We start from the raw sequence: 21,073 nt of genomic DNA, 5'->3' as shown, positions 1-21,073 counted from the left end.
GGCGGGCTGACCCTCGCTGGTACCCCCGGGTAGGGTGCGGACCCATGGGTGGCGAGAGCATGACGCACACGGCCCCGCGCAGCGGTGGCACAGGTACGGGCCCGGTGGGCAGCCGGACCGGACAGCGGTTGTCCGGGCTGGCCGTCGCGCTGGGCCTCGTGCTTTTCCTCGGAGGGTTCGCCTGGGGAGCGGTGGTCTACCGGCCGTACACCGTGCCCACCAGTTCGATGACACCGACGATCGACGCGGGCGACCGGATCCTCGCGCAGCGCGTCGACGGCGATGAGGTGCGCCGCGGCGATGTCGTCGTCTTCAAGGACACGACCTGGGCCAACGCGCCGATGGTCAAGCGCGTGGTCGCCATCGGCGGCGACACGGTCTCCTGCTGCCAGGACGGCAAGCTCAAGGTCAACGGCAAGGAGATCGACGAGCCCTACCTGCCCAAGGGCACGCCGGCCGAGATCAGCAACTTCCCGACCGTGACCGTTCCCAAGGGGCGGCTGTTCCTGCTCGGCGACGAGCGTGGCAGCTCCGTGGACTCCACCGCCCACCTGACCGACGCCGCCAGTGGCACGGTGGCGCGCTCCGCCGTCGACGCCCGCGTCGATTCCGTCGTGTACCCGATGAAGGGCATGCTGGAGCGCCCGACCGGCTTCGAGGCGCTCGGCAGCCTCTCCTCGCCCGGACCGCTGCTGACGATCACCGCTGCGGTGATCGCCGGCGCCGTGCTCGTCCTGGGCGGGGGCGCCTACGGCCCGATCGCCAAGCGTGCGGGCGCGGCCCGTGCCCGGCGGTCGAGCGCGGAGCCCGCGGGTGTCCGCTGAGGCCGCGGGGGAGGGCCAGGACTCCTCCGAGGGCGGGCTGCGCAAGGTCGCCCGGGTCGTGCTGCTCGACCCGCAGGACCGCATCCTGCTGCTGCACGGGCACGAGCCGGACGATCCGGCCGACGACTGGTGGTTCACCCCCGGCGGCGGAGTGGAGGGCGACGAGACCCGTGAACAGGCCGCACTGCGGGAACTCATCGAGGAGACGGGCATCACCGAGGTCGAGCTCGGCCCGGTGCTGTGGCGGCGGAAGTGCTCGTTCCCGTTCGCGGGCCGCCGCTGGGACCAGGACGAGTGGTACTACCTGGCTCGTACGGACCGAACGGAGATCGCCGCCGCCGGGCTGACCGAGCTGGAGCGGCGCAGTGTCGCCGGAGCGCGCTGGTGGACGTGTCCGGAACTGACCCGGGCACATGAGACGGTGTATCCGACCAGACTCGCCGGGCTGCTGCGTACGCTGCTCGACGAAGGTCCCCCGGCCAGGCCCGTGATCCTTGACCCGGAAATCGTCTAGGGGCTCACAGGACTGGCGCACAATGGTGGGATCGCACGGCTGAAGGGGAACATGCCATGAGCGCCGAGGACCTCGAGAAGTACGAGACCGAGATGGAGCTGAAGCTCTACCGGGAGTACCGCGATGTCGTCGGTCTGTTCAAATACGTGATCGAGACTGAGCGGCGCTTCTACCTGACCAACGACTACGAGATGCAGGTGCACTCGGTCCAGGGTGAGGTGTTCTTCGAGGTGTCCATGGCGGATGCCTGGGTGTGGGACATGTACCGGCCGGCGCGGTTCGTGAAGCAGGTTCGGGTTCTCACGTTCAAGGACGTGAACATCGAGGAGCTGAACAAGAGCGATCTCGAGCTGCCGAGCGGGTGACGTTCAGTGACGTTCACTCGGGTGGGTGAGGGCGTTTTCCACAGCCGCTGAGCTGTCCACCAAGATCCACTTCGTGGGGGCGGGTGCGTGATCGTTGGCGCCGGAGGTGGTGCCGACATGAACGCACATCGGGCGCGCAGCGCCATGGGCAAGTACGGCGAGAGCCTGGCCGCGCGGCGGCTGGCCGAGGCCGGTCTGACGGTGGTGGAGCGCAACTGGCGCTCCGGCCGGACGGGTGAGATCGACATCGTGGCCAGGGACGGTGACGTCCTGGTGGTCTGCGAGGTGAAGACCCGCAGGGAGGGGCACTTCGAGCATCCGATGGCGGCCGTGACCCCGCAGAAGGCGGAGCGGCTGCGGGATCTCGCCGAGCGGTGGATCCAGTCCCACGGGGGCGCACCACCCGGCGGGGTCCGCATCGACGTGGTCGGCGTGCTCCTGCCGAACCGCGGCGCGGCCGTGGTCGAGCATGTGCGGGGGGTGGCCTGATGGGATTCGCCCGTACGTGTTCGGTGGCGCTGGTGGGCGTCGAGGGTGTGGTCGTCGAGGTCCAGGCCGATCTCGAACCGGGTGTCGCGGCGTTCACGCTGGTGGGACTGCCCGACAAGAGCCTGACGGAGAGCCGGGACCGGGTGCGCGCAGCGGTCGTCAACTCGGGCGCGGCCTGGCCGCAGAAGAAACTCACGGTGGGCCTGAGCCCGGCCTCCGTCCCGAAGTCCGGCAGCGGCTTCGACCTGGCCGTCGCCGCGGCGGTCCTCGGTGCGGCGGAGCGCATCGATCCCCGGGTCCTCGCCGACGTCGTGATGATCGGGGAACTGGGGCTGGACGGCCGGGTGCGGCCGGTCCGCGGGGTGCTGCCGGCGGTGCTGGCGGCGGCGGACGCGGGCTATGAGCAGGTGGTCGTGCCGGAGTGCGCCGCCGCCGAGGCCTCCCTGGTGCCCGGGGTGTCGGTGCTGGGCGTCAGGAGCCTGCGGCAGCTGATCGCCGTCCTGGCCGACGAACCCGTGCCCGACGAGGAACCGGACGAACAGGGTCGCCCGGACCCGCTCCTCGCCGGCCTGCGCGTGCCCGGTACGGGCGCGGCCACGGGCATGCACAGCATCGGAGCGGCCCAGCACGATCACGCCCACGACCTCGCGGACGTCGTCGGCCAGACCTCGGCGCGCACGGCGGTGGAGGTGGCCGCGGCGGGCGGGCACCACCTCTTCCTCGAAGGGCCTCCCGGCGCGGGCAAGACGATGCTCGCGGAGCGGCTGCTGGCCATCCTGCCCCTGCTCGGCCGGCAGGACTCGCTGGAGGTCACCGCGGTCCACTCGGTGGCGGGCCTGCTGCCACCGGGCAAGCCGTTGATCGACGTCGCCCCCTACTGCGCCCCGCACCACTCGGCCACGATGCAGGCACTCGTCGGCGGCGGCCCGGGCATCGCGCGGCCCGGCGCCGTGTCGCTGTCCCACCGGGGAGTGCTCTTCTTGGACGAGACGCCCGAGTTCAGCAGCCGTGCCCTGGACGCCCTGCGTCAGCCGCTGGAGGCGGGGCACGTCGTGATCGCGCGCAGTGCGGGAGTCGTGCGCTTCCCGGCGAAGTTCCTCATGGTGCTCGCGGCCAACCCCTGCCCGTGCGGCCGGTTCTCGCAGCGGGACGACCTGTGCGAATGCCCGCCCTCGGCGATCCGCCGCTATCAGGCCAGGCTCTCCGGACCGCTGCTCGACCGGGTCGACCTGCGCGTCGAGGTGGACCGCGTCACCCGCACCGAGCTGACCGCCATCGGCGCGCGGGGCGAGTCCACGGCGACGGTCGCCGACCGGGTCCGGGCGGCCCGGGAACGGGCTTCGGAGCGCCTCGCCGGCACTCCCTGGCGCAACAACAGCGAGGTCCCCGGCCGCGAGCTGCGCAGCCGCTGGTCCGCGGTGCCCGGCGCGATGGACGAGGCCGAGCGGAACCTGGAGCGGGGTGTCCTGACCGCCCGCGGACTGGACCGCGTCCTGCGAGTGGCCTGGACCGTCGCCGACCTCGTCGGCCACGACCGGCCCCACGCCACGGACGTCGCCCTCGCGCTCCAGATGCGCACCGGTGTGCCACGAGGCGTCCCGATGGCCCTTGGAGCGCTGACGTGAGCGTCGTCGACGAACCGGACGACGAGCTGCTCGCCCGGGTGTTTCTCACCCGGGTCCTCGAGCCCGGTGATGAGGCCGGTGGGCGGTGGGTGCGGGAGTTCGGGGTCGGGGAAGTGGTGCGGCGGCTGGCGCAGGGCGGGCTGCCCCTGCCCGGGGTCAGCGGCAAGCGGTGGACGGGGTTGCTGGCCAGGGCTGAGACGGCACGGCCTGGCGAGGACCTCGCCGTCGCGCGGGAGGCCGGGGTGCGGTTCGTGTGCCCCGGGCACCCGGAGTGGCCCGGGCAGCTCGACGATCTCGGGGATACCCGGCCCCTCGGGCTGTGGGTGCGAGGGCGGGCCAGTCTGCGGATGTGGGCGCTGAAGTCGGTGGCCGTCGTCGGCGCCCGGGCCTGCACCGAGTACGGGGCACACATGGCGGCCACCCTCGCCGCCGGCCTCGCCGAGCAGGGCTGGGTCGTGGTGTCCGGCGGGGCCTACGGAGTCGACGGCGCCGCCCACCGCGGCGCCCTCGGCGCGGGCGGCGCCACCGTCGCCGTCCTCGCCTGCGGCGTCGACCGCCCCTACCCGCGCGGACACACCCAGCTGATCGGCAGAATCGCCGAACAGGGCCTGGTCCTGGGCGAGTTGCCACCCGGCGATCACCCGACGCCCAGCCGGTTCATCCAACGCAACCGCGTCATCGCGGCACTCACCCGCGGCACCGTGGTCGTCGAGGCCGCCCACCGCAGCGGCTCCCTGGTCACGGCGCGGGCGGCACAGCGCCTCAACCGTCACACGATGGGAGTACCGGGCCCGGCCACCAGCGGACTCTCCGCCGGAGTGCACGAACTGCTGCGTGGCGAGGCGGTCCTGGTCACCGACGCCGCGGACGTCGTCGAACTGGTCGGCGACATCGGGCAACTGGCCCCCGACCGGCGCGGCCCCGTTCTGCCCCGGGATCTGCTGGAACCCGTTACCCGGCAGGTGCTCGCCGCCCTGCCCGGTGGCCGGCCCGCCCGGCCGGACGAGATCGCGCGCCGTGCGCAGACCGCACAGGAGGACGCGATCGCGAGACTGTACGAACTCCGGGCACTCGGTTACGTCGAACGACACGGCGATGGCTGGAAGTTGACACGCCAGGCGGTGATGTCGGTCCGCAGTGGTCCCGGACCATGCTGACCCCGCGTGTTCGGCCGTCCGGGGGAACCTCGACACCCCTTGGAAATGCGCCCAGTTGGGCTCCTCCGGTGATCACGCTGAGCGATCGCGGCGCTCCGCCGGGACGCCTCCGGAACGCATTCGCGTCTCCCTTGGCCTCCGCCCTTCGCACACCGCGACACCACAGTCACGCTACGCTCACGAGGATTCCGACACGGACAGACCACTCGACATCAGTCAGACAGCTCACCCCAGCAGCACCACTGCGCAGCAGAACGGCACAAGGCGACGAATGCCCCAGCACACCTCCGGGTCCGACCGGGCGGCGATCCCCCCAGCCGCCCGTGACGGTGGCAGCGTACGGCCGCCCGCTCCCTCGACGCTCGACGAGCTGTGGCGGTCGTACAAGGCGACGGGGGACGAGCGGCTGCGGGAGCAGCTGATCCTGCACTACTCGCCGCTCGTGAAGTACGTCGCGGGACGTGTCAGTGTGGGTCTGCCGTCCAACGTGGAGCAGGCGGACTTCGTCTCCTCCGGGGTGTTCGGGCTGATCGACGCGATCGAGAAGTTCGACGTCGACCGGGAGATCAAGTTCGAGACGTACGCGATCACCCGGATCCGGGGCGCGATGATCGACGAGCTGCGGGCGCTCGACTGGATCCCCCGCTCGGTGCGGCAGAAGGCGCGCAACGTGGAGCGGGCGTACGCCACGCTGGAGGCGCGGCTGCGGCGGACGCCGACGGAGGGCGAGGTGGCCGGCGAGCTGGGGATCGCGGTGGAGGAACTCCACGCGGTGTTCAGTCAGTTGTCGCTGGCCAACGTGGTGGCCCTGGAGGAACTGCTGCACGGCGGGGGCGAGGGCGGCGACGGGCTGAGCGTGATGGACACGCTGGAGGACACCGCCGCCGACAACCCCGTGGAGGTCGCCGAGGACCGGGAGCTGCGGAGGTTCCTGGCACGGGCGATCAACACGCTGCCCGAGCGGGAGAAGACCGTGGTCACGCTGTACTACTACGAGGGGCTCACCCTGGCCGAGATCGGGAACGTGCTGGGCGTGACCGAGAGCCGGGTCAGCCAGATCCACACCAAATCCGTGCTGCAGCTCAGAGCGAAACTCGCGAGCTTCGGCCGCTGACCTGGCCTGATGCCGATGAGTCGGCGTGAGCCACTCCCGTCGGGCGTGACGCGTCCGTAGAGTGTTGACGTGCCAAGGATTCGAGCGGCCTCCGTGGCCGAGCACCGGTCGATGCAGCGAGCCGCCCTGCTGGACGCGGCTCGTTCCTTGTTGTCCGAGGGCGGTACGGAGGCGCTGACCTTCCCGGCCCTCGCCGAGCGGACGGGCCTCGCGCGATCGTCCGTCTACGAGTACTTCCGGTCACGGGCGGCCGTGGTCGAGGAGCTGTGCGAGGTCGACTTCCCGGTCTGGGCGGCGGAAGTGTCGGCGGCCATGGAGCGGGCGGAGACGTCCGAGGCCAAGGTCGAGGCGTATGTGCGCCAGCAGCTTGAGCTGGTCGGGGACCGGCGGCATCGGGCCGTGGTCGCGATCTCCGCGAGTGAGCTCGACGCGGGGGCCCGGGAGAAGATCCGGGCGGCGCACGGAGGGCTGGTCGCGATGATCGTCGAGGCGCTGGCCGAGATGGGACATGCGCAGCCTCGGCTGGCGGCGATGCTGCTGCAGGGGGTTGTGGACGCGGCCGTTCGGAGGATCGAGCTGGGGGCCGCGGAGGAGCCGGACACCATCGCGGAGGCGGCGGTGTCCATGGCCCTGCGGGGTGTAAGAGGCTGAGCCGGGTCTGTGCCGGGGCCGGGTGGGTGCGCAGCCCGGCGTGGCGGGGTGCCGCTGCGCCCACCCGTGCCGCCCCTGACGGCACGATTGCCCGCAGCGAGTCAGTACACCGGCAGCAGCCTCGACGGGCCCCGGTGCAGCAGCCACGGGGGCAGGAGTGACAGCGGGTTCAGGTATGTGTCGCCCCTGCGCAGGCCCCAGTGCACACACGGAGCCGTGCAGTGCGAGCCCGCCGCGTCCACCGTGCCGATCACCTCGCCGGGTTCCACCTCCTCGCCCTCCTGCACCGCCGCCTTCACCGGTTCGAGTGTCGTGCGCAAGGGTGGATCACCGGTCCCCGTGAGTTCCACCGAGACGACCCCCTTGCCGGCCACCCGGCCCGCGAAGGACACCCGGCCCCCGGCCACCGCCCGTACCGGCGTTCCCGGCACGGCCGCCAGGTCCACGCCCCGGTGGCCCGGGCCGTACGCCGTCGCCGGGGGTTCCCAGCCGCGGAGGACCTGAGGGCGTAACCCGACGGGCCAGGCGCGTCCCACCGCGGGAACGCTGGTGTCCGGGCCGGGCGGGGCCGCGAACAGCCGCGGCGGCGGGGACAGCAGGGCGGCCGTCGTCAGAACCAGCAGCAGGATCAGCCGCGTACACACACGCACACTTCGCTTCGCTCGCATGCGCAGAGCGTCCCGTACCACCGCCGGTCACCGTGTGTGGCTGTGGACCGCCGTTCGGTTGTGGACAACGGCGTCACCCGGTACCCCGCGGGTCCCGTACACTTCTGGTGGCGACCCGGGTCACCGGGTCGACTTCGCACGCCCCGATACGCACCCCGGAAACGGGCTGTATCAGCGCCCCTCGGTCCCTCGTGGAACGGCGCGCAGTGGGCGTCAGGCGCGGAAGCCGTCCGGCATCCGCGGCACAACCGAGAAATTCAAGGAGATACGGCCATGGCCGTCGTCACGATGCGGGAGCTGCTGGAGAGCGGCGTCCACTTCGGTCACCAGACCCGTCGTTGGAACCCGAAGATGAAGCGCTTCATCTTCACGGAGCGCAACGGCATCTACATCATCGACCTGCTCCAGTCGCTGTCGTACATCGACCGCGCCTTCGAGTTCGTCAAGGAGACCGTCGCCCACGGCGGCACGGTCATGTTCGTCGGCACGAAGAAGCAGGCGCAGGAGGCCATCGCCGAGCAGGCCACCCGCGTCGGCATGCCCTTCGTCAACCAGCGCTGGCTGGGCGGCATGCTCACCAACTTCTCGACCGTCTACAAGCGTCTGCAGCGCCTCAAGGAGCTCGAGCAGATCGACTTCGAGGACGTCGCCGCGTCCGGTCTGACCAAGAAGGAGCTTCTCGTGCTCTCGCGCGAGAAGGCCAAGCTGGAGAAGACCCTCGGTGGTATCCGCGAGATGCAGAAGGTGCCCAGCGCCGTCTGGATCGTGGACACCAAGAAGGAGCACATCGCCGTTGGTGAGGCCCGGAAGCTGAACATTCCGGTCGTCGCGATCCTCGACACCAACTGCGACCCGGACGAGGTCGACTACAAGATCCCGGGCAACGACGACGCGATCCGCTCCGTCACCCTGCTCACCCGCGTCATCGCCGACGCCGTCGCCGAGGGCCTCATCGCCCGTTCCGGCGTCGCCACGGGCGACAAGGGCGACAAGGCCGCGGGTGAGCCGCTGGCCGCGTGGGAGCGCGACCTGCTCGAGGGCGAGAAGAAGGCCGACGAGGCCGCCCCCGCCGCTGAGGCCGCTCCGGCCGCCGCCGCTGAGGCTGCTCCGGCCGCCGAGGCTGAGGCTGCTCCGGCCGCTGAGGCTGAGGCCGCTCCGGCTGCCGAGGCCGCCCCCGCCGCCGAGGCCGAGAAGCCGGCCGAGGGCGAGAAGGCCGCCGAGGCCGAGCAGGCCTGACCCGTCAGTCCGAGGTGACGGCGGGAGCGGTACTCCATCCCACAGCGCCTTCGGCGCGGTGAAGTCCGCTCCCGCCGTTCACCCGTAGGTCAGCGGAAAGACAGCGCCCTCCGGCTCCATGGGGGGCGCATCCGCAGATCTTCGATCTTCCAGACTTCGAGAAAGATTCACAGACTCATGGCGAACTACACCGCCGCCGACGTCAAGAAGCTCCGTGAGCTCACGGGCGCCGGCATGATGGACTGCAAGAAGGCGCTGGACGAGGCCGAGGGCAACGTCGAGAAGGCCGTCGAGGCGCTCCGCATCAAGGGCCAGAAGGGCGTCGCCAAGCGCGAGGGCCGTTCCGCCGAGAACGGTGCCGTGGTCTCGGTCATCGCCGACGACAACTCCTCCGGTGTCATCGTCGAGCTGAAGTGCGAGACGGACTTCGTCGCCAAGGGTGACAAGTTCCAGGCCGTGGCCACCACCATCGCCGAGCACGTCGCCAAGACCTCCCCGGCCGACCTCGAGGCCCTGCTCGCCTCCGAGATCGAGGCCGGCAAGACCGTCCAGGCGTTCGTCGACGAGGCCAACGCCAACCTGGGCGAGAAGATCGTCCTGGACCGCTTCGCGCAGTTCGCCGACGGCTACGTGACGGCGTACATGCACCGCACGATGCCCGACCTGCCCCCGCAGATCGGTGTCCTCGTCGAGCTGGACAAGCCGAACGCCGAGATCGCCAAGGGCGTCGCCCAGCACATCGCCGCCTTCGCGCCGAAGTACCTCTCCAAGGAGGACGTGCCGGCCGAGGTCGTCGAGTCCGAGCGCCGCGTCGCCGAGGAGACCACCCGCGCCGAGGGCAAGCCCGAGGCCGCCCTTCCGAAGATCGTCGAGGGTCGCCTCAACGGCTTCTTCAAGGACGCCACGCTGCTCGGCCAGCCGTACGCGCTGGACAACAAGAAGTCCGTCCAGAAGGTCCTGGACGAGGCCGGTGTCACCCTGAAGCGCTTCTCGCGCATCAAGGTCGGCATCTGAGTCCGTACCGCGATCGACGCCCGACCCCGATAAGGTCGGCAGCAGTCGTCCGTGTACGCCGTCACATGGGTGGCGGACGACAGCAGATCTGACAAGGAGGCCATTGCCGTATGGGATGCGAAACACGCCCCACCGGCAATGGCCTTCTTGGTATGTGCAACACGTGAAAGAGGCGGAATCCCCCATGACCACCAAGCCCCAGAAGAGCGACGACGGCAAAGTGCGCGGCCGGTTTCTGCTGAAGCTGTCCGGAGAGGCCTTCTCCGGTGGCGGGGGCCTGGGCGTCGACCCCGACGTGGTGCACAAGATCGCCCGCGAGATCGCGGCCGTCGTACGCGACGGCGCGCAGGTCGCGGTCGTCATCGGCGGCGGCAACTTCTTCCGCGGCGCCGAACTCCAGCAGCGCGGCATGGACCGGGCCCGCTCCGACTACATGGGCATGCTCGGCACCGTCATGAACTGCCTCGCCCTCCAGGACTTCCTGGAGAAGGTGGGCGTGGAAACGCGCGTGCAGACCGCCATCACCATGGGCCAGGTCGCCGAGCCGTACATCCCGCTGCGCGCCGTACGGCATCTGGAGAAGGGCCGTGTGGTGATCTTCGGAGCCGGTATGGGCATGCCGTACTTCTCCACCGACACCACCGCCGCGCAGCGCGCCCTGGAGATCGACGCCGAGGCGCTGCTGATGGGCAAGAACGGCGTGGACGGGGTCTACGACTCCGACCCGAAGACCAACCCGGACGCGGTGAAGTTCGATCACCTCGGCTACGGCGAGGTCATCACCCGCGACCTGAAGGTCGCCGACGCCACGGCCGTCACGCTGTGCCGCGACAACAAACTCCCGATCGTGGTCTTCGAGCTCCTGGCGGAGGGCAACATCGGGCGCGCCGTCAAGGGTGAGAAGATCGGCACGCTCGTGGGGGACGCGGCCAGCCGGGACTGAGGACCCGCACCACCCCGTCCGGGGGACGGACGGGACGGAGCCGGGCCGGGGGATGGACAATGTCCTGCCGGTCGGGAACCGTGCAGGAAGAAGACGCGACGCAGCCGGCCGCCGCCCCACATGGAACCGCAGCCGGGCCTACTCAAGACACGCAGGAGCAAGTGGTGATCGAAGAGACCCTCCTCGAGGCCGAGGAGAAGATGGAGAAGGCCGTCGTGGTCGCCAAGGAGGACTTCGCCGCGATCCGCACCGGCCGTGCGCACCCGGCGATGTTCAACAAGATCGTGGCCGACTACTACGGCGCGCCGACGCCGATCAACCAGCTGGCTTCGTTCTCCGTGCCGGAGCCGCGCATGGCGGTAGTGACCCCGTTCGACAAGACGGCCCTGCGCAACATCGAGCAGGCGATCCGCGACTCCGACCTGGGCGTCAACCCGAGCAACGACGGCAACATCATCCGAGTGGTGTTCCCCGAGCTGACCGAGGAGCGCCGCCGCGAGTACATCAAGGTCGCCAAGAGCAAGGGCGAGGACGCGAAGATCTCCATTCGCTCCGTGCGCCGCAAGGCCAAGGAGGCCATCGACAAGCTGATCAAGGACGGCGAGGTCGGCGAGGACGAGGGCCGCCGTGCGGAGAAGGAGCTCGACGACACCACCGCGAAGTACGTCGCGCAGGTGGACGAGCTCCTGAAGCACAAGGAAGCGGAGCTGCTCGAGGTCTGATGAACGACTCTTCCTGGGGGGCGCCGCCACAGGCCGGGTACTGGGGGCCCACCGACCAAGGGCATGGCCACGGGCACATCCAGAGCCCTGGCCATGGGTACGTCCAGGGGGCCGCCCCGGCGGGTCCCGCATACGATGCGTATGAAGCGCCTCAGACTCGCCCCATGCCCAGCGTGCCTGACCTAGCCGGCCACGGCGAAAACCAGGATGACGACCGGAGGGCTGCTCGGCTGAGCGGCCCCCCGGTCCGAAACGAGACGAATCCGGAACCCATGCCCGACGCCTCGCAGCCGGCACCCAAGCCGCCGAAGAAGAGCGCGGGTCGCGACCTGAGTGCGGCGATAGGGGTCGGGGTCGGGCTCGGTGCGGTGATCGTCGCGTCGCTGTTCGTCGTCAAGGCCGTGTTCGTCGGCGTCGTCGCGGTCGCCGTCGTGGTCGGCCTGTGGGAGCTGACCAAGCGGCTGGACGAACGCAAGGGCATCCGGGCGCCGCTCGTTCCGCTCGCGCTCGGCGGTGCCGCGATGGTCGTCGCCGGGTACGTCCGGGGCGCCGAGGGCGCCTGGGTCGCCATGGCGCTCACCACCCTGGCCGTGCTCGTCTGGCGTATGACGGAACCGCCCGAGGGCTACCTCAGGGACGTCACAGCGGGCGTCTTCGCGGCGTTCTACGTGCCGTTCCTGGCGACCTTCGTCGCGATGATGCTGACCGCGGACGACGGGCCGCAGCGGGTGCTCACCTTCCTGCTGCTCACGGTCGTCAGCGACACCGGTGCCTACGCCGTCGGCTGGCGCTTCGGCCGGAACAAGCTCGCCCCGCGCATCAGCCCCGGCAAGACCCGCGAGGGCCTGCTCGGCGCGGTCGCCTTCGCCATGGTCGCGGGCGCGCTGTGCATGGAGTTCCTCATCGACGGCGGTGCCTGGTGGCAGGGGCTGGTACTCGGCCTCGCGGTCGCGGTCAGCGCCACGCTCGGCGACCTCGGCGAGTCCATGATCAAGCGGGACCTCGGCATCAAGGACATGGGCACGCTGCTGCCAGGTCACGGCGGCATCATGGACCGGCTGGACTCCTTGCTGCCCACGGCTCCGGTGGTGTGGCTGCTGCTCGTGCTCTTCGTGGGGTCCGGCTGAGCCGGTCTCTTCCAGCGAGCTCCCGTCCTTGTGGGCGGGAGCTCGCTGTCGTTCCGGGGAGGCAGCGGAAGGCGCCGAGTGGGACGATTCAGGTGTAGGCCGCAAAGGGGGACATCATGTCCAGCATTCGACAGACCATCGATGTCGACCGGCGTCCCGAGGATGTCTACGACTACGTCATGGACACCCCGCGCATGCCGGAGTGGCAGCTGAGCGCCGTGTCCGCGGAACGCCTCGACGAGGGGCCCGTCGGTATCGGTACCAAGGTCCGCGTGACCCGGCACGTCGGGCGCCGCGTCATGCCGATGACCATGGAAGTCACCGAGTACGACCCGCCCCGCACCTGGGGCATGCGCGGCGTCGACGGCCCCGTCCGGGCGCGGGTGCACGGCGAGGTCGAACCGTTCGACGAGGGACAGCGCTCCCACGTGACGATCGACGTCGACTTCGAGGGCCACGGCGTCGGCAAGGTCCTGGTGCCGCTCGTCGTCCGCCCCCAGGTCCGCAAGGAACTCCCGCGCAACGAGCAACTCCTCAAGGACCGGCTGGAGCACACGGGCGAGTAGAACGCCTCTCTCCGGGTGTCGCAGGCGGGGTGCGGGCCACCGCTGACGATCTGCGACACTGGTTGGGCCATGCCTAAGCCCGGAGAACTCACTTTCGTAGCCCCCCGCGGAGCCAAGAAGCCGCCGCGGCATCTCGCTGATCTCACTCCTGCCGAGCGCAAGGAGGCGGTCGCCGCTGTCGGGGAGAAGCCGTTTCGTGCCAAGCAGCTCTCGCAGCACTACTTCGCGCGGTACGCGCACGAGCCGGAGCAGTGGACCGATATTCCGGCCGGTGCCCGGGGGAAGCTGCGGGAGGCGTTGCTGCCCGAGCTGATGAGCGTCGTGCGGCATCTGTCGACCGACCAGGGCACCACGCGCAAGACGCTGTGGCGGCTGTTCGACGGGACGCTCGTCGAGTCCGTGCTGATGCGGTACCCGGACCGGGTGACCATGTGCATCAGCTCGCAGGCGGGATGCGGGATGAACTGCCCGTTCTGCGCGACCGGGCAGGCGGGTCTGGACCGGAATCTGTCCACCGCCGAGATCGTGCACCAGATCGTGGACGGCATGCGGGCCCTCAGGGACGGCGAGGTCCCCGGCGGTCCGGCGCGGCTCAGCAACATCGTGTTCATGGGCATGGGCGAGCCGCTCGCGAACTACAACCGGGTCATCGGTTCCATCCGGCGGCTCACCGACCCCGAGCCCGACGGGGTGGGGCTCTCCCAGCGCGGGATCACCGTCTCGACGGTCGGTCTCGTCCCGGCGATCCACCGGTTCGCCGACGAGGGCTTCAAATGCCGGCTGGCCATCTCGCTGCACGCGCCCGACGACGAGCTGCGCGACACCCTCGTCCCCGTCAACACACGGTGGAAGGTCCGGGAGGTGCTGGACGCCGGGTTCGAGTACAGCGCCAAGTCCGGGCGGCGGCTGTCCATCGAGTACGCCCTGATCCGGGACATCAACGACCAGGCCTGGCGTGGTGACCGGCTCGGGCGGCTGCTCAAGGGCAAGCCGGTGCATGTGAATCTGATTCCGCTGAACCCGACGCCCGGGTCGAAGTGGACGGCCTCACGGCCCGAGGACGAGAAGGCGTTCGTGGAGGCCATCGCCGCCCATGGTGTGCCGGTGACGGTCCGGGACACCCGTGGACAGGAGATCGACGGGGCGTGTGGTCAGCTCGCGGCCACCGAACGGTAGTCTGACCGGCGTAAGAACATCTGCATATCCGACACCTGCATATTCCGACAGGGGAGCGCCACAGCGCTGAGAGTGCGGCACACGGCCGCAGACCCTCCGAACCTGGCCCAGGTCATTCTGGGTAGGGAGATCGGTCATCACTCGAGCTGTTGCGCCCTGCCCGGGATCCCCTGAGTTCCCGGGCGGGGCCGCGTCTTCTCCTGGTCATCCAGGAGGAATCCAGTGAGTAACAAGAGCAAGCGGCTGACGGCTGTGGTCGTCGGGCTCGGCATGGTCGGCACGCTCGCCGCCTGCGGGTCGTCCGACGGCGGCCAGGGGTCCGGCGACTCCAAGACCGTGACCCTCGTCAGCCATGACTCGTGGGCCGCGTCCAAGGGCGTCATCGCCGCCTTCGAGAAGCAGTCCGGCTACAAGGTCGACGTCCTGGAGGACGGCGACGCCGGGCAGGCCGTGAACAAGGCGATCCTGACCAAGGACAACCCGCAGGGCGACGTCTTCTTCGGCGTCGACAACACCCTGCTGTCCCGTGCCCTCGACAACGGCCTGTTCCAGCCGTACGAGGCGAAGGGGGCAGAGCAGGTCAAGGCCGAGTACCGGGCCGACCAGGACCAGCACCGGGTCACGCCCGTCGACACCGGCGACATCTGCGTCAACTACGACAAGAAGTACTTCGCCGACCACAAGCTGGAGCCGCCGAAGAGCTTCGACGACCTGGTCGAGCCCCGGTACAAGAACCTGCTCGTGACCGAGAACGCCTCCGCTTCCTCGCCCGGCCTCGGTTTCCTGCTCGGCACCGCCGCGAAGTACGGCGACGAGGGCTGGCAGGGCTACTGGAAGAAGCTCAAGGCCAATGGCGTGAAGGTCGTCGACGGCTGGGAGCAGGCCTACAACGAGGAGTTCTCCGGCTCGGCCGGCGGCAAGAAGGCCAAGGGCGAGAGGCCGCTCGTCGTGTCGTACGCCTCCTCGCCGCCCGCCGAGGTCATCTTCGCCGACCCCAAGCCGGGCACGGCACCGACCGGGGTCGCCGAGGGCACCTGCTTCCGGCAGGTCGAGTACGCCGGGCTGCTGAGCAACGCGAAGAACACCAAGGGCGGCAAGGCGTTCCTCGACTTCCTGCTCACCAAGAAGTTCCAGGAGGACATGCCGCTCAACATGTTCGTGTACCCGGTGCGCGAGGGCGCCCAGGTGCCGCCGGAGTTCGTGAAGTTCGGGCCGCAGGCGAAGGATCCCGAGACCCTGGACCCGGCGAAGATCGCCGACCACCGTGACCAGTGGGTCAAGTCGTGGACCTCACTCGTACTGAAGTAGCCGTCCGCGAGGACCGTCGCGGGAGCGCGGCGCGGTTCGGGCTCATCGCCCTGCCCGTCGCGTTCTTCGCGGCGTTCTTCGCCTACCCCGTCGCCGCGATCGTCGCGCGCGGCCTGAAGGTCGACGGGGCCTGGCGGTTCGGGCGGATCGGGGAGGTGCTGGCGCAGTCCGACGTCCGGCACGTCCTGTGGTTCACCACCTGGCAGGCGTTCGTCTCCACCGCGCTCACCCTGCTGATCGCGCTCCCCGGCGCGTATGTCTTCGCGCGCTTCGACTTCCGGGGCAAGCAGGTCCTGCGGGCGGTCGTGACCGTCCCGTTCGTGCTGCCGACGGTCGTCGTCGGTACGGCGTTCCTGGCGCTGGTCGGGCGGGGCGGGCTGCTCGACGAGCTGTGGGGCGTACGGCTGGACACCACCGTGTGGGCGATCCTGCTCGCGCACGTCTTCTTCAACTACGCGGTCGTCGTACGGACCGTCGGCGGGCTCTGGGCGCAGCTGGACCCGCGGCAGGAGGAGGCCGCGCGGATGCTCGGGGCGTCGCCCTGGAAGGCCTGGCGGCAGGTGACGCTGCCGGCGCTCGGGCCCGCGGTGGCCGCCGCCGCGCTCATGGTCTTCCTGTTCACCTTCACCTCCTTCGGTGTCGTCCAGATCCTCGGCGGGCCCACCTTCTCGACCCTGGAGGTGGAGATCTACCGGCAGACGTCGGAGATCTTCGACCTGTCCACGGCGGCCGTGCTGACGCTGATCCAGTTCGTCGCCGTGGGCGCGATCCTCGCCCTGCACGCCTGGACCGTACGGCGGCGGGAGACCGCGCTGCGGCTGGTGGACGCGTCGGTGACGGCGCGCCGGCCGCGCGGCGCCGGGCAGTGGGCGCTGCTGGGCGGGGTGCTTCTCACGGTCGTCGTATTGCTTCTGCTGCCGCTCGCCGTGCTGGTCCAGCGGTCCCTGGACGCGCCCGGCTTCGGCTACTACCGCGCGCTGACCAGGGCGGACGGCGGGATCTTCCTGGTGGCGCCGATCGAGGCGATCGGCAACTCGCTGGAGTACGCCGTCGCCGCCACCGTGATCGCCGTGGTGATCGGGGGACTCGCCGCCGTCGCGCTCACCCGCCGGGACGCCGGGCGGTTCGTGCGCGGCTTCGACGCGCTGCTGATGCTGCCGCTCGGGGTGTCGGCCGTGACCGTCGGCTTCGGGTTCCTGATCGCCCTCGACGAGCCGCCGCTGGACCTGAGGTCCTCGTGGATCCTGGTGCCGCTCGCGCAGGCGCTGGTCGGGGTGCCGTTCGTCGTCCGGACCATGCTGCCCGTGCTGCGGGCGGTGGACGCGCGGCTGCGGGAGGCGGCCTCGGTGCTCGGAGCCTCGCCCTGGCGGGTGTGGCGGGAGGTGGACCTGCCGATGGTGCGACGGGCGCTGCTGATCGCGGCCGGGTTCGCCTTCGCGGTGTCGCTCGGGGAGTTCGGGGCGACGGTATTCATCGCGCGGCCCGACAACCCGACGCTGCCGGTGGCCGTGGCGCGGCTGCTGGGACGGCCCGGGGACCTCAACTACGGCCAGGCGATGGCCCTTTCGACGATTCTGATGGTGGTGTGCGCCGTGGCCCTGCTGGTGCTGGAGAGGCTCAGGACCGCCGACCGGACAGGGGAGTTCTGATGCTGCTGGCTCTGCGGGGCGCGACGGTCCGTTTCGGCGGGCGGGCCGTGCTGGACGCCGTCGATCTGGAGGTCGCCGAGCACGAGATCGTGTGCGTGCTCGGGCCCAGCGGCAGCGGCAAGTCGACCCTGCTGCGGGCCGTGGCCGGGCTGCAGCCGCTCGACTCCGGGCGGGTGTCGCTGGACGGGCGCGACCAGGCCGGCGTGCCCGCGCACCGGCGCGGGGTCGGGCTGATGTTCCAGGACCACCAGCTGTTCCCGCAGCGGGACGTGGGCGGCAACGTCGCCTTCGGGCTACGGATGCGCGGGGTGTCGAAGCGGCAACAGGCCGATCACGTACAGGAGTTGCTGGACCTCGTCGGACTGCCGGGCGCGGCCCGCCGGGCCGTCGCCGCGCTGTCCGGCGGGGAGCAGCAGCGGGTGGCGCTGGCCCGGGCCCTCGCGCCGAGTCCCAGGCTGCTGATGCTGGACGAGCCGCTGGGCCAGCTCGACCGGTCGCTGAGGGAGCGGCTGGTCGTGGAACTGCGCGAGCTGTTCGGCCGGTTGGGCACGACCGTGCTCGCCGTGACGCACGACCAGGGGGAGGCCTTCGCGCTGGCCGACCGGGTCGTGGTGATGCGGGACGGGCGGATCGCCCAGTCCGGTACGCCGCTTCAGGTGTGGCAGCGGCCGGCCGACGCGTTCGTGGCCCGTTTCCTCGGCTTCGAGAACGTCGTCGAGGCGACGGTGGGCGCGGAGGCCGCGGACACGCCGTGGGGCAAGGTGCCGGTGCCGGAGGGAGCCCCGCAGGGCACGCGGACCCTCCTGGCGCGGCCCGCCGGCGTACGTCTGGTGCCCGTCGGCGAGGGCCTGCGCTGCACGGTGACCGCCCGCACCTTCAAGGGCACCCATGTCGCCGTCCACCTCCAGCCGGAGGACGCCCCGCGCCTGGAGGCGGCGTGCGCGCTGCGGGCGGCGCCGGAGGTCGGGGACGAGGTCGGAGTGGAGTTCGACGCGGCGGAAATCGCCGTGCTCGACTGATCGTCGCCCGCTTATGGTGCGGGCATGACGCTCCTCGAGCACGACCGCTACTGCGATGAAATCGCCCACCAGGTCGGCCTGTTGAGGTCGGTGGTGACCTCCGGGGCCGACCTGTCCGCCACTGTGCCGACCTGCCCGGACTGGTCGCTGGAGGAGCTGGTCCGGCATACGGGCGGCGCCCTGCGCTGGGTGGAGCTCATGGTGCGGACCCGGGCCCGGGAGGAGGTGCCCGAGGAGGAGGTGCCGGGTGGCGAAGGGCCCGAGATCCGGGGTGACGCCGCCGCGCTGGACGCGTGGCTGGGGGAGGCGGGCGAGCAGGTCGTCGCCGCGCTGCGGGAGGCCGGGCCGGACGCGAAGGTGTGGGGCTGGGCGGGGATCCTCAACGCCGGGTTCTGGGCCCGCCGGATGGCGCACGAGATCACCGTGCACCGCGCGGACGCGACACTCGCCGCCGGACTGCCCTACGAGGTCGCGCCCGACATCGCCGCCGACGCGATCGACGAGTGGCTGCAGATCGTGGAGTACGCGCAGCGGACGGACCCGCACGACGAGGCGGTGAGGGAACTGCGCGGCCCGGGCCGCAGCATCCACCTGCACGCCACCGACACCGGGCCGGAGGTGAACGCCGAGCGAGGCGAGACGGGGGTCCCCTCGCCCGAAGGGTGGGGGAGGCTGATCGCGCTCACCGAGGACGGCGTCACCTGGCGCCGGGGCCACGAGAAGGCCACGGTCGCCCTGCGCGGACCGCTCACCTCCGTCCTGCTCGCGTTCTACCGGCGGCTGCCACTGGACGCTCCGGAGCTGGAGGTGCTGGGAGAGCGGGAGTTGCTGGAGTTCTGGCTGGAGCGGGCGACGTTCGGATAGGGCAGTGGCCCGCCCCCGCGAAGGGGACGGGCCACCACCGTGCGTGGAGTGCGTCGGGCGTCAGCTGTCGCTGTTCGCCCCACGACGGCGCATGCCGAAGAACACCGCGCCACCACCGACGACGACCAGGGCCGCCGCGATGCCGGCGATGATGCCGGTGTTGGAGTTGGCGCCGGTCTCGGCGAGGTTGGAGTCACCGGCCGGGCCGGGCGCGTTGCCCGCCGGCGTGGTGCTCTCGCTCTCCGACGGCGTCGGAGCCGGGGTGTCGGTCTCCTCGGCCGGCTTCGAGGGGGAGGCCGACGGGGTCGGCGTGGCCGGGGGAGTCGAAGCCGGGGGCTCCTCCTCCTTCTTCTTGCAGGCCGTGGCCGGGGTGACGAGGTTCGGCTTGATGTCCTCGTCGACGTACGGAGCGGCCTTCACGTGGATGCGGTACTCCGCGTTCGGCTTCCAGTCCTCGGCGAAGGTGATGGTGGTCCCTTCGCGCGAGCCCTTGACCTCCTGCTCGCCGACCTTCTGCGCGTCGGCGCCGTTGTTCTGCAGGTACACGGTGACGGTCGCCTTGATGCCGGCGGGGTCCACGTCGGTGACGGTGATGACGCCCTTGTCGCCGTCACACTTCGCCTCGGCGGAGAACTCGTTGATGTTGCAGGCGAGCGCGTTGCCGGCGGTGCCGAGGGCGAGCGCGGCCGAGGCGGAGACGACACCGAGGATGCGCACGGCACGTGCGCGACGGGATACGGACAGAACTGCCACGTTTGTCCTTTACAGGATGCGTATAAGCGGGGGGTTGAGGCAGTGGTGACGGAACATCAGCACTACCGGGAGACTCACAGGTTTATAAGCGCCGCATAAGTAGTGTCAACGCATATGCAGCTTGCAAGCACTTGCTTTGCCTGCTTATTAACCGCCGAGGCGTTTCAACGCCTCGGGCGCCTCCTCGATCCGCTCGACCAGCGCGATCCGCGCCGCCATCGAACGCCCCCTGGCCAGCGACTGGAGCAGCGGCCACGTCGGCAGCTTCTCCGTCCAGTGCGCGCGGTTCACGAGGACCATGGGCGTGGGCTCGCCGCGCGACTCGTAGTAGTTCGGCGTCGCGTTGTCGAAGATCTCCTGTACGGTGCCGGCGGCTCCCGGCAGGAACACCACGCCCGCCGTCGACCGGGCCAGCAGGCCGTCCTCGCGGGTGGCGTTGGCGAAGTACTTGGCGATGTGCGAGGCGAACGCGTTCGGCGGCTCGTGGCCGTAGAACCAGGTCGGGATGCCGACGGAGCGTCCGCCCTGCGGCCAGCGGGCGCGTATCTCGAAGGCCGCCGCCGCCCACTCGGTGATCGACGGTGTGAAGCGCGGGGCCTTGCCGAGCAGTTCCAGCGACTCGGTGAGCATCTCGTCGTCGAACGGGGCCGCGTACGCGCCGAGGTTCGCCGCCTCCATCGCGCCCGGGCCGCCGCCGGTGGCGACCGTGAGACCGGCGCGGGCCAGTTCGCGGCCGAGCCGCGCCGCCCCCGCGTACTCCTCGGTGCCCCGGGCCATCGCGTGGCCGCCCATCACCCCCACGACCCGGGCGCCGGACAGGAGTTCGTCGAGCGCGTCCGAGACGGAGTCGTCGTGGACCGCGCGCAGCATGGACGCGTAGATGTCCCGGTCGGCCTTCGTGCGCTGGAACCAGGCGTAGGCGCGGGCGTCGGGCGTGGCCTCGTAGCCGTCCGGCAGCGACGCGAAGAGCTCGTCCGGCGAGTAGACCAGGCCGCGGTACGGGTCGAAGGGCAGATCCGGGACGGGCGGGAAGACCAGGGCGCCGTCGCCGCGTATCTTGGCGGCCGCGTCCTCGCGCATCGCGCAGCCGAGGAAGACCGCGCCCGCCGTGTCCGTGGTGAGCAGTTCGCGCGTACGGTCCGTCAGGTCGACGGCCTGGACGCGGTGACCGGCGAGTGTGCCGCGCGCCGCGACGGCCGCGTCGAACTCCTCGAGCGTCTCGATCTCACGGTCGTCATGGTGGGCCGCATGGGCGGGCATCGTCTGCACCCGCCCATGCTGGCACAGCG

General features: G+C 70.7%; 22 protein-coding genes and 1 riboswitch. Of the genes, 19 read left to right on the top strand and 3 right to left on the bottom strand.

What is annotated here, in order from left to right:
* Positions 1-44: 44 nt before the first annotated feature.
* From lepB to ACZ58V_RS00545, 8 genes are all read left to right on the top strand, one after another.
* Positions 45-824, top strand: a complete 780-nt coding sequence (lepB, locus tag ACZ58V_RS00580) for a signal peptidase I (RefSeq protein WP_468195067.1) — start codon at positions 45-47, stop codon at positions 822-824.
* Positions 814-1,338: an NUDIX hydrolase gene (locus ACZ58V_RS00575; protein ID WP_468195070.1), complete on the top strand. Its 525-nt coding sequence runs from the start codon at positions 814-816 to the stop codon at positions 1,336-1,338. Before lepB ends, ACZ58V_RS00575 begins: the two co-directional genes overlap by 11 nt.
* Positions 1,339-1,394: 56 nt before the next feature.
* Positions 1,395-1,703: a DUF2469 domain-containing protein gene (locus ACZ58V_RS00570; protein ID WP_003993268.1), complete on the top strand. Its 309-nt coding sequence runs from the start codon at positions 1,395-1,397 to the stop codon at positions 1,701-1,703.
* Positions 1,704-1,790: 87 nt separating this feature from the next.
* The gene (locus ACZ58V_RS00565; protein WP_468195074.1) at positions 1,791-2,192 is read left to right on the top strand and encodes a YraN family protein; all 402 of its coding nucleotides are present in this window, start codon (positions 1,791-1,793) and stop codon (positions 2,190-2,192) included.
* Positions 2,192-3,817, top strand: coding sequence for a YifB family Mg chelatase-like AAA ATPase (locus ACZ58V_RS00560; protein WP_471287729.1), 1,626 nt, complete (start codon positions 2,192-2,194; stop codon positions 3,815-3,817). The genes ACZ58V_RS00565 and ACZ58V_RS00560 overlap by 1 nt, the downstream gene beginning before the upstream one ends.
* Positions 3,814-4,974 carry a DNA-processing protein DprA gene (gene dprA / locus ACZ58V_RS00555; RefSeq protein WP_471287728.1) on the top strand — a complete coding sequence of 387 codons (1,161 nt, stop codon included), beginning with the start codon at positions 3,814-3,816 and terminating at the stop codon, positions 4,972-4,974. Before ACZ58V_RS00560 ends, dprA begins: the two co-directional genes overlap by 4 nt.
* Positions 4,975-5,245: 271 nt before the next feature.
* Positions 5,246-6,088: an RNA polymerase sigma factor WhiG gene (whiG, locus tag ACZ58V_RS00550; RefSeq protein WP_189728016.1), complete on the top strand. Its 843-nt coding sequence runs from the start codon at positions 5,246-5,248 to the stop codon at positions 6,086-6,088.
* Positions 6,089-6,181: 93 nt separating this feature from the next.
* Complete coding sequence (locus ACZ58V_RS00545) at positions 6,182-6,739, top strand: TetR/AcrR family transcriptional regulator (RefSeq protein ID WP_468195313.1); 558 nt, start codon at positions 6,182-6,184, stop codon at positions 6,737-6,739.
* Between the two features lie 101 nt (positions 6,740-6,840).
* Here ACZ58V_RS00545 and ACZ58V_RS00540 read toward each other — a convergent pair whose 3' ends face one another.
* Entirely contained in the window at positions 6,841-7,407 is a 567-nt protein-coding gene (locus ACZ58V_RS00540) for a peptidoglycan DD-metalloendopeptidase family protein (RefSeq protein ID WP_468195082.1), read from the bottom strand.
* A gap of 273 nt (positions 7,408-7,680) precedes the next feature.
* Between ACZ58V_RS00540 and rpsB the strand changes: the two genes are divergently transcribed.
* The 11 genes from rpsB to ACZ58V_RS00485 all read left to right on the top strand — a co-directional run bounded on the left by rpsB (position 7,681) and on the right by ACZ58V_RS00485 (position 19,031).
* Entirely contained in the window at positions 7,681-8,643 is a 963-nt protein-coding gene (gene rpsB / locus ACZ58V_RS00535; RefSeq protein ID WP_471287725.1) for a 30S ribosomal protein S2, read from the top strand.
* 177 nt (positions 8,644-8,820) lie between these two features.
* Positions 8,821-9,657 carry a translation elongation factor Ts gene (gene tsf, locus ACZ58V_RS00530; RefSeq protein ID WP_468195088.1) on the top strand — a complete coding sequence of 279 codons (837 nt, stop codon included), beginning with the start codon at positions 8,821-8,823 and terminating at the stop codon, positions 9,655-9,657.
* Between the two features lie 184 nt (positions 9,658-9,841).
* Positions 9,842-10,600 (top strand): UMP kinase, encoded by a 759-nt coding sequence (pyrH, locus tag ACZ58V_RS00525; RefSeq protein ID WP_189728022.1) that lies wholly within the window; start codon positions 9,842-9,844, stop codon positions 10,598-10,600.
* Positions 10,601-10,764: 164 nt separating this feature from the next.
* Positions 10,765-11,322: a ribosome recycling factor gene (gene frr / locus ACZ58V_RS00520; RefSeq protein WP_184598490.1), complete on the top strand. Its 558-nt coding sequence runs from the start codon at positions 10,765-10,767 to the stop codon at positions 11,320-11,322.
* On the top strand, positions 11,322-12,449 hold the full coding sequence (locus ACZ58V_RS00515; RefSeq protein ID WP_468195091.1) for a phosphatidate cytidylyltransferase: 1,128 nt from the start codon (positions 11,322-11,324) through the stop codon (positions 12,447-12,449). Before frr ends, ACZ58V_RS00515 begins: the two co-directional genes overlap by 1 nt.
* 116 nt (positions 12,450-12,565) lie before the next feature.
* Positions 12,566-13,015, top strand: coding sequence for an SRPBCC family protein (locus tag ACZ58V_RS00510; protein ID WP_468195094.1), 450 nt, complete (start codon positions 12,566-12,568; stop codon positions 13,013-13,015).
* A 69-nt stretch (positions 13,016-13,084) separates the two neighbouring features.
* Positions 13,085-14,191 carry a dual-specificity RNA methyltransferase RlmN gene (gene rlmN, locus ACZ58V_RS00505; protein WP_382496865.1) on the top strand — a complete coding sequence of 369 codons (1,107 nt, stop codon included), beginning with the start codon at positions 13,085-13,087 and terminating at the stop codon, positions 14,189-14,191.
* 39 nt (positions 14,192-14,230) lie between these two features.
* A riboswitch (TPP riboswitch) is annotated at positions 14,231-14,337 on the top strand.
* A gap of 124 nt (positions 14,338-14,461) precedes the next feature.
* Positions 14,462-15,499 carry a thiamine ABC transporter substrate-binding protein gene (locus tag ACZ58V_RS00500; RefSeq protein ID WP_471288710.1) on the top strand — a complete coding sequence of 346 codons (1,038 nt, stop codon included), beginning with the start codon at positions 14,462-14,464 and terminating at the stop codon, positions 15,497-15,499.
* Positions 15,475-17,148 carry an ABC transporter permease gene (locus ACZ58V_RS00495; RefSeq protein ID WP_471287723.1) on the top strand — a complete coding sequence of 558 codons (1,674 nt, stop codon included), beginning with the start codon at positions 15,475-15,477 and terminating at the stop codon, positions 17,146-17,148. Before ACZ58V_RS00500 ends, ACZ58V_RS00495 begins: the two co-directional genes overlap by 25 nt.
* Positions 17,148-18,167: an ABC transporter ATP-binding protein gene (locus tag ACZ58V_RS00490; protein WP_468195099.1), complete on the top strand. Its 1,020-nt coding sequence runs from the start codon at positions 17,148-17,150 to the stop codon at positions 18,165-18,167. The genes ACZ58V_RS00495 and ACZ58V_RS00490 overlap by 1 nt, the downstream gene beginning before the upstream one ends.
* Positions 18,168-18,191: 24 nt before the next feature.
* Entirely contained in the window at positions 18,192-19,031 is an 840-nt protein-coding gene (locus tag ACZ58V_RS00485; RefSeq protein WP_471287721.1) for a maleylpyruvate isomerase family mycothiol-dependent enzyme, read from the top strand.
* A 60-nt stretch (positions 19,032-19,091) separates the two neighbouring features.
* Here the strand turns inward: ACZ58V_RS00485 and ACZ58V_RS00480 are convergent, their stop codons facing one another.
* Both ACZ58V_RS00480 and ACZ58V_RS00475 read right to left on the bottom strand, forming a co-directional pair.
* Positions 19,092-19,775 carry an LAETG motif-containing sortase-dependent surface protein gene (locus tag ACZ58V_RS00480; RefSeq protein WP_468195318.1) on the bottom strand — a complete coding sequence of 228 codons (684 nt, stop codon included), beginning with the start codon at positions 19,773-19,775 and terminating at the stop codon, positions 19,092-19,094.
* A gap of 156 nt (positions 19,776-19,931) precedes the next feature.
* The gene (locus tag ACZ58V_RS00475; protein WP_468195105.1) at positions 19,932-21,053 is read right to left on the bottom strand and encodes an LOG family protein; all 1,122 of its coding nucleotides are present in this window, start codon (positions 21,051-21,053) and stop codon (positions 19,932-19,934) included.
* Positions 21,054-21,073: the final 20 nt, after the last annotated feature.

Source organism: Streptomyces sp. NPDC040589 (genome assembly GCF_055594445.1).
Note: the sequence above shows the minus strand (reverse complement) of the source record. Positions and strands in the feature narration are given on the sequence as shown.

Coding starts and splice junctions, on each gene's coding strand:
- lepB (WP_468195067.1), top strand. CDS start 45: ATGGGTGGCGAGAGCATGACGCACACGGCCCCGCGCAGCGGTGGCACA.
- ACZ58V_RS00570 (WP_003993268.1), top strand. CDS start 1,395: ATGAGCGCCGAGGACCTCGAGAAGTACGAGACCGAGATGGAGCTGAAG.
- ACZ58V_RS00560 (WP_471287729.1), top strand. CDS start 2,192: ATGGGATTCGCCCGTACGTGTTCGGTGGCGCTGGTGGGCGTCGAGGGT.
- whiG (WP_189728016.1), top strand. CDS start 5,246: ATGCCCCAGCACACCTCCGGGTCCGACCGGGCGGCGATCCCCCCAGCC.
- ACZ58V_RS00540 (WP_468195082.1), bottom strand. CDS start 7,407: ATGCGAGCGAAGCGAAGTGTGCGTGTGTGTACGCGGCTGATCCTGCTG.
- rpsB (WP_471287725.1), top strand. CDS start 7,681: ATGGCCGTCGTCACGATGCGGGAGCTGCTGGAGAGCGGCGTCCACTTC.
- tsf (WP_468195088.1), top strand. CDS start 8,821: ATGGCGAACTACACCGCCGCCGACGTCAAGAAGCTCCGTGAGCTCACG.
- pyrH (WP_189728022.1), top strand. CDS start 9,842: ATGACCACCAAGCCCCAGAAGAGCGACGACGGCAAAGTGCGCGGCCGG.
- ACZ58V_RS00515 (WP_468195091.1), top strand. CDS start 11,322: ATGAACGACTCTTCCTGGGGGGCGCCGCCACAGGCCGGGTACTGGGGG.
- ACZ58V_RS00510 (WP_468195094.1), top strand. CDS start 12,566: ATGTCCAGCATTCGACAGACCATCGATGTCGACCGGCGTCCCGAGGAT.
- rlmN (WP_382496865.1), top strand. CDS start 13,085: ATGCCTAAGCCCGGAGAACTCACTTTCGTAGCCCCCCGCGGAGCCAAG.
- ACZ58V_RS00500 (WP_471288710.1), top strand. CDS start 14,462: ATGGTCGGCACGCTCGCCGCCTGCGGGTCGTCCGACGGCGGCCAGGGG.
- ACZ58V_RS00490 (WP_468195099.1), top strand. CDS start 17,148: ATGCTGCTGGCTCTGCGGGGCGCGACGGTCCGTTTCGGCGGGCGGGCC.
- ACZ58V_RS00485 (WP_471287721.1), top strand. CDS start 18,192: ATGACGCTCCTCGAGCACGACCGCTACTGCGATGAAATCGCCCACCAG.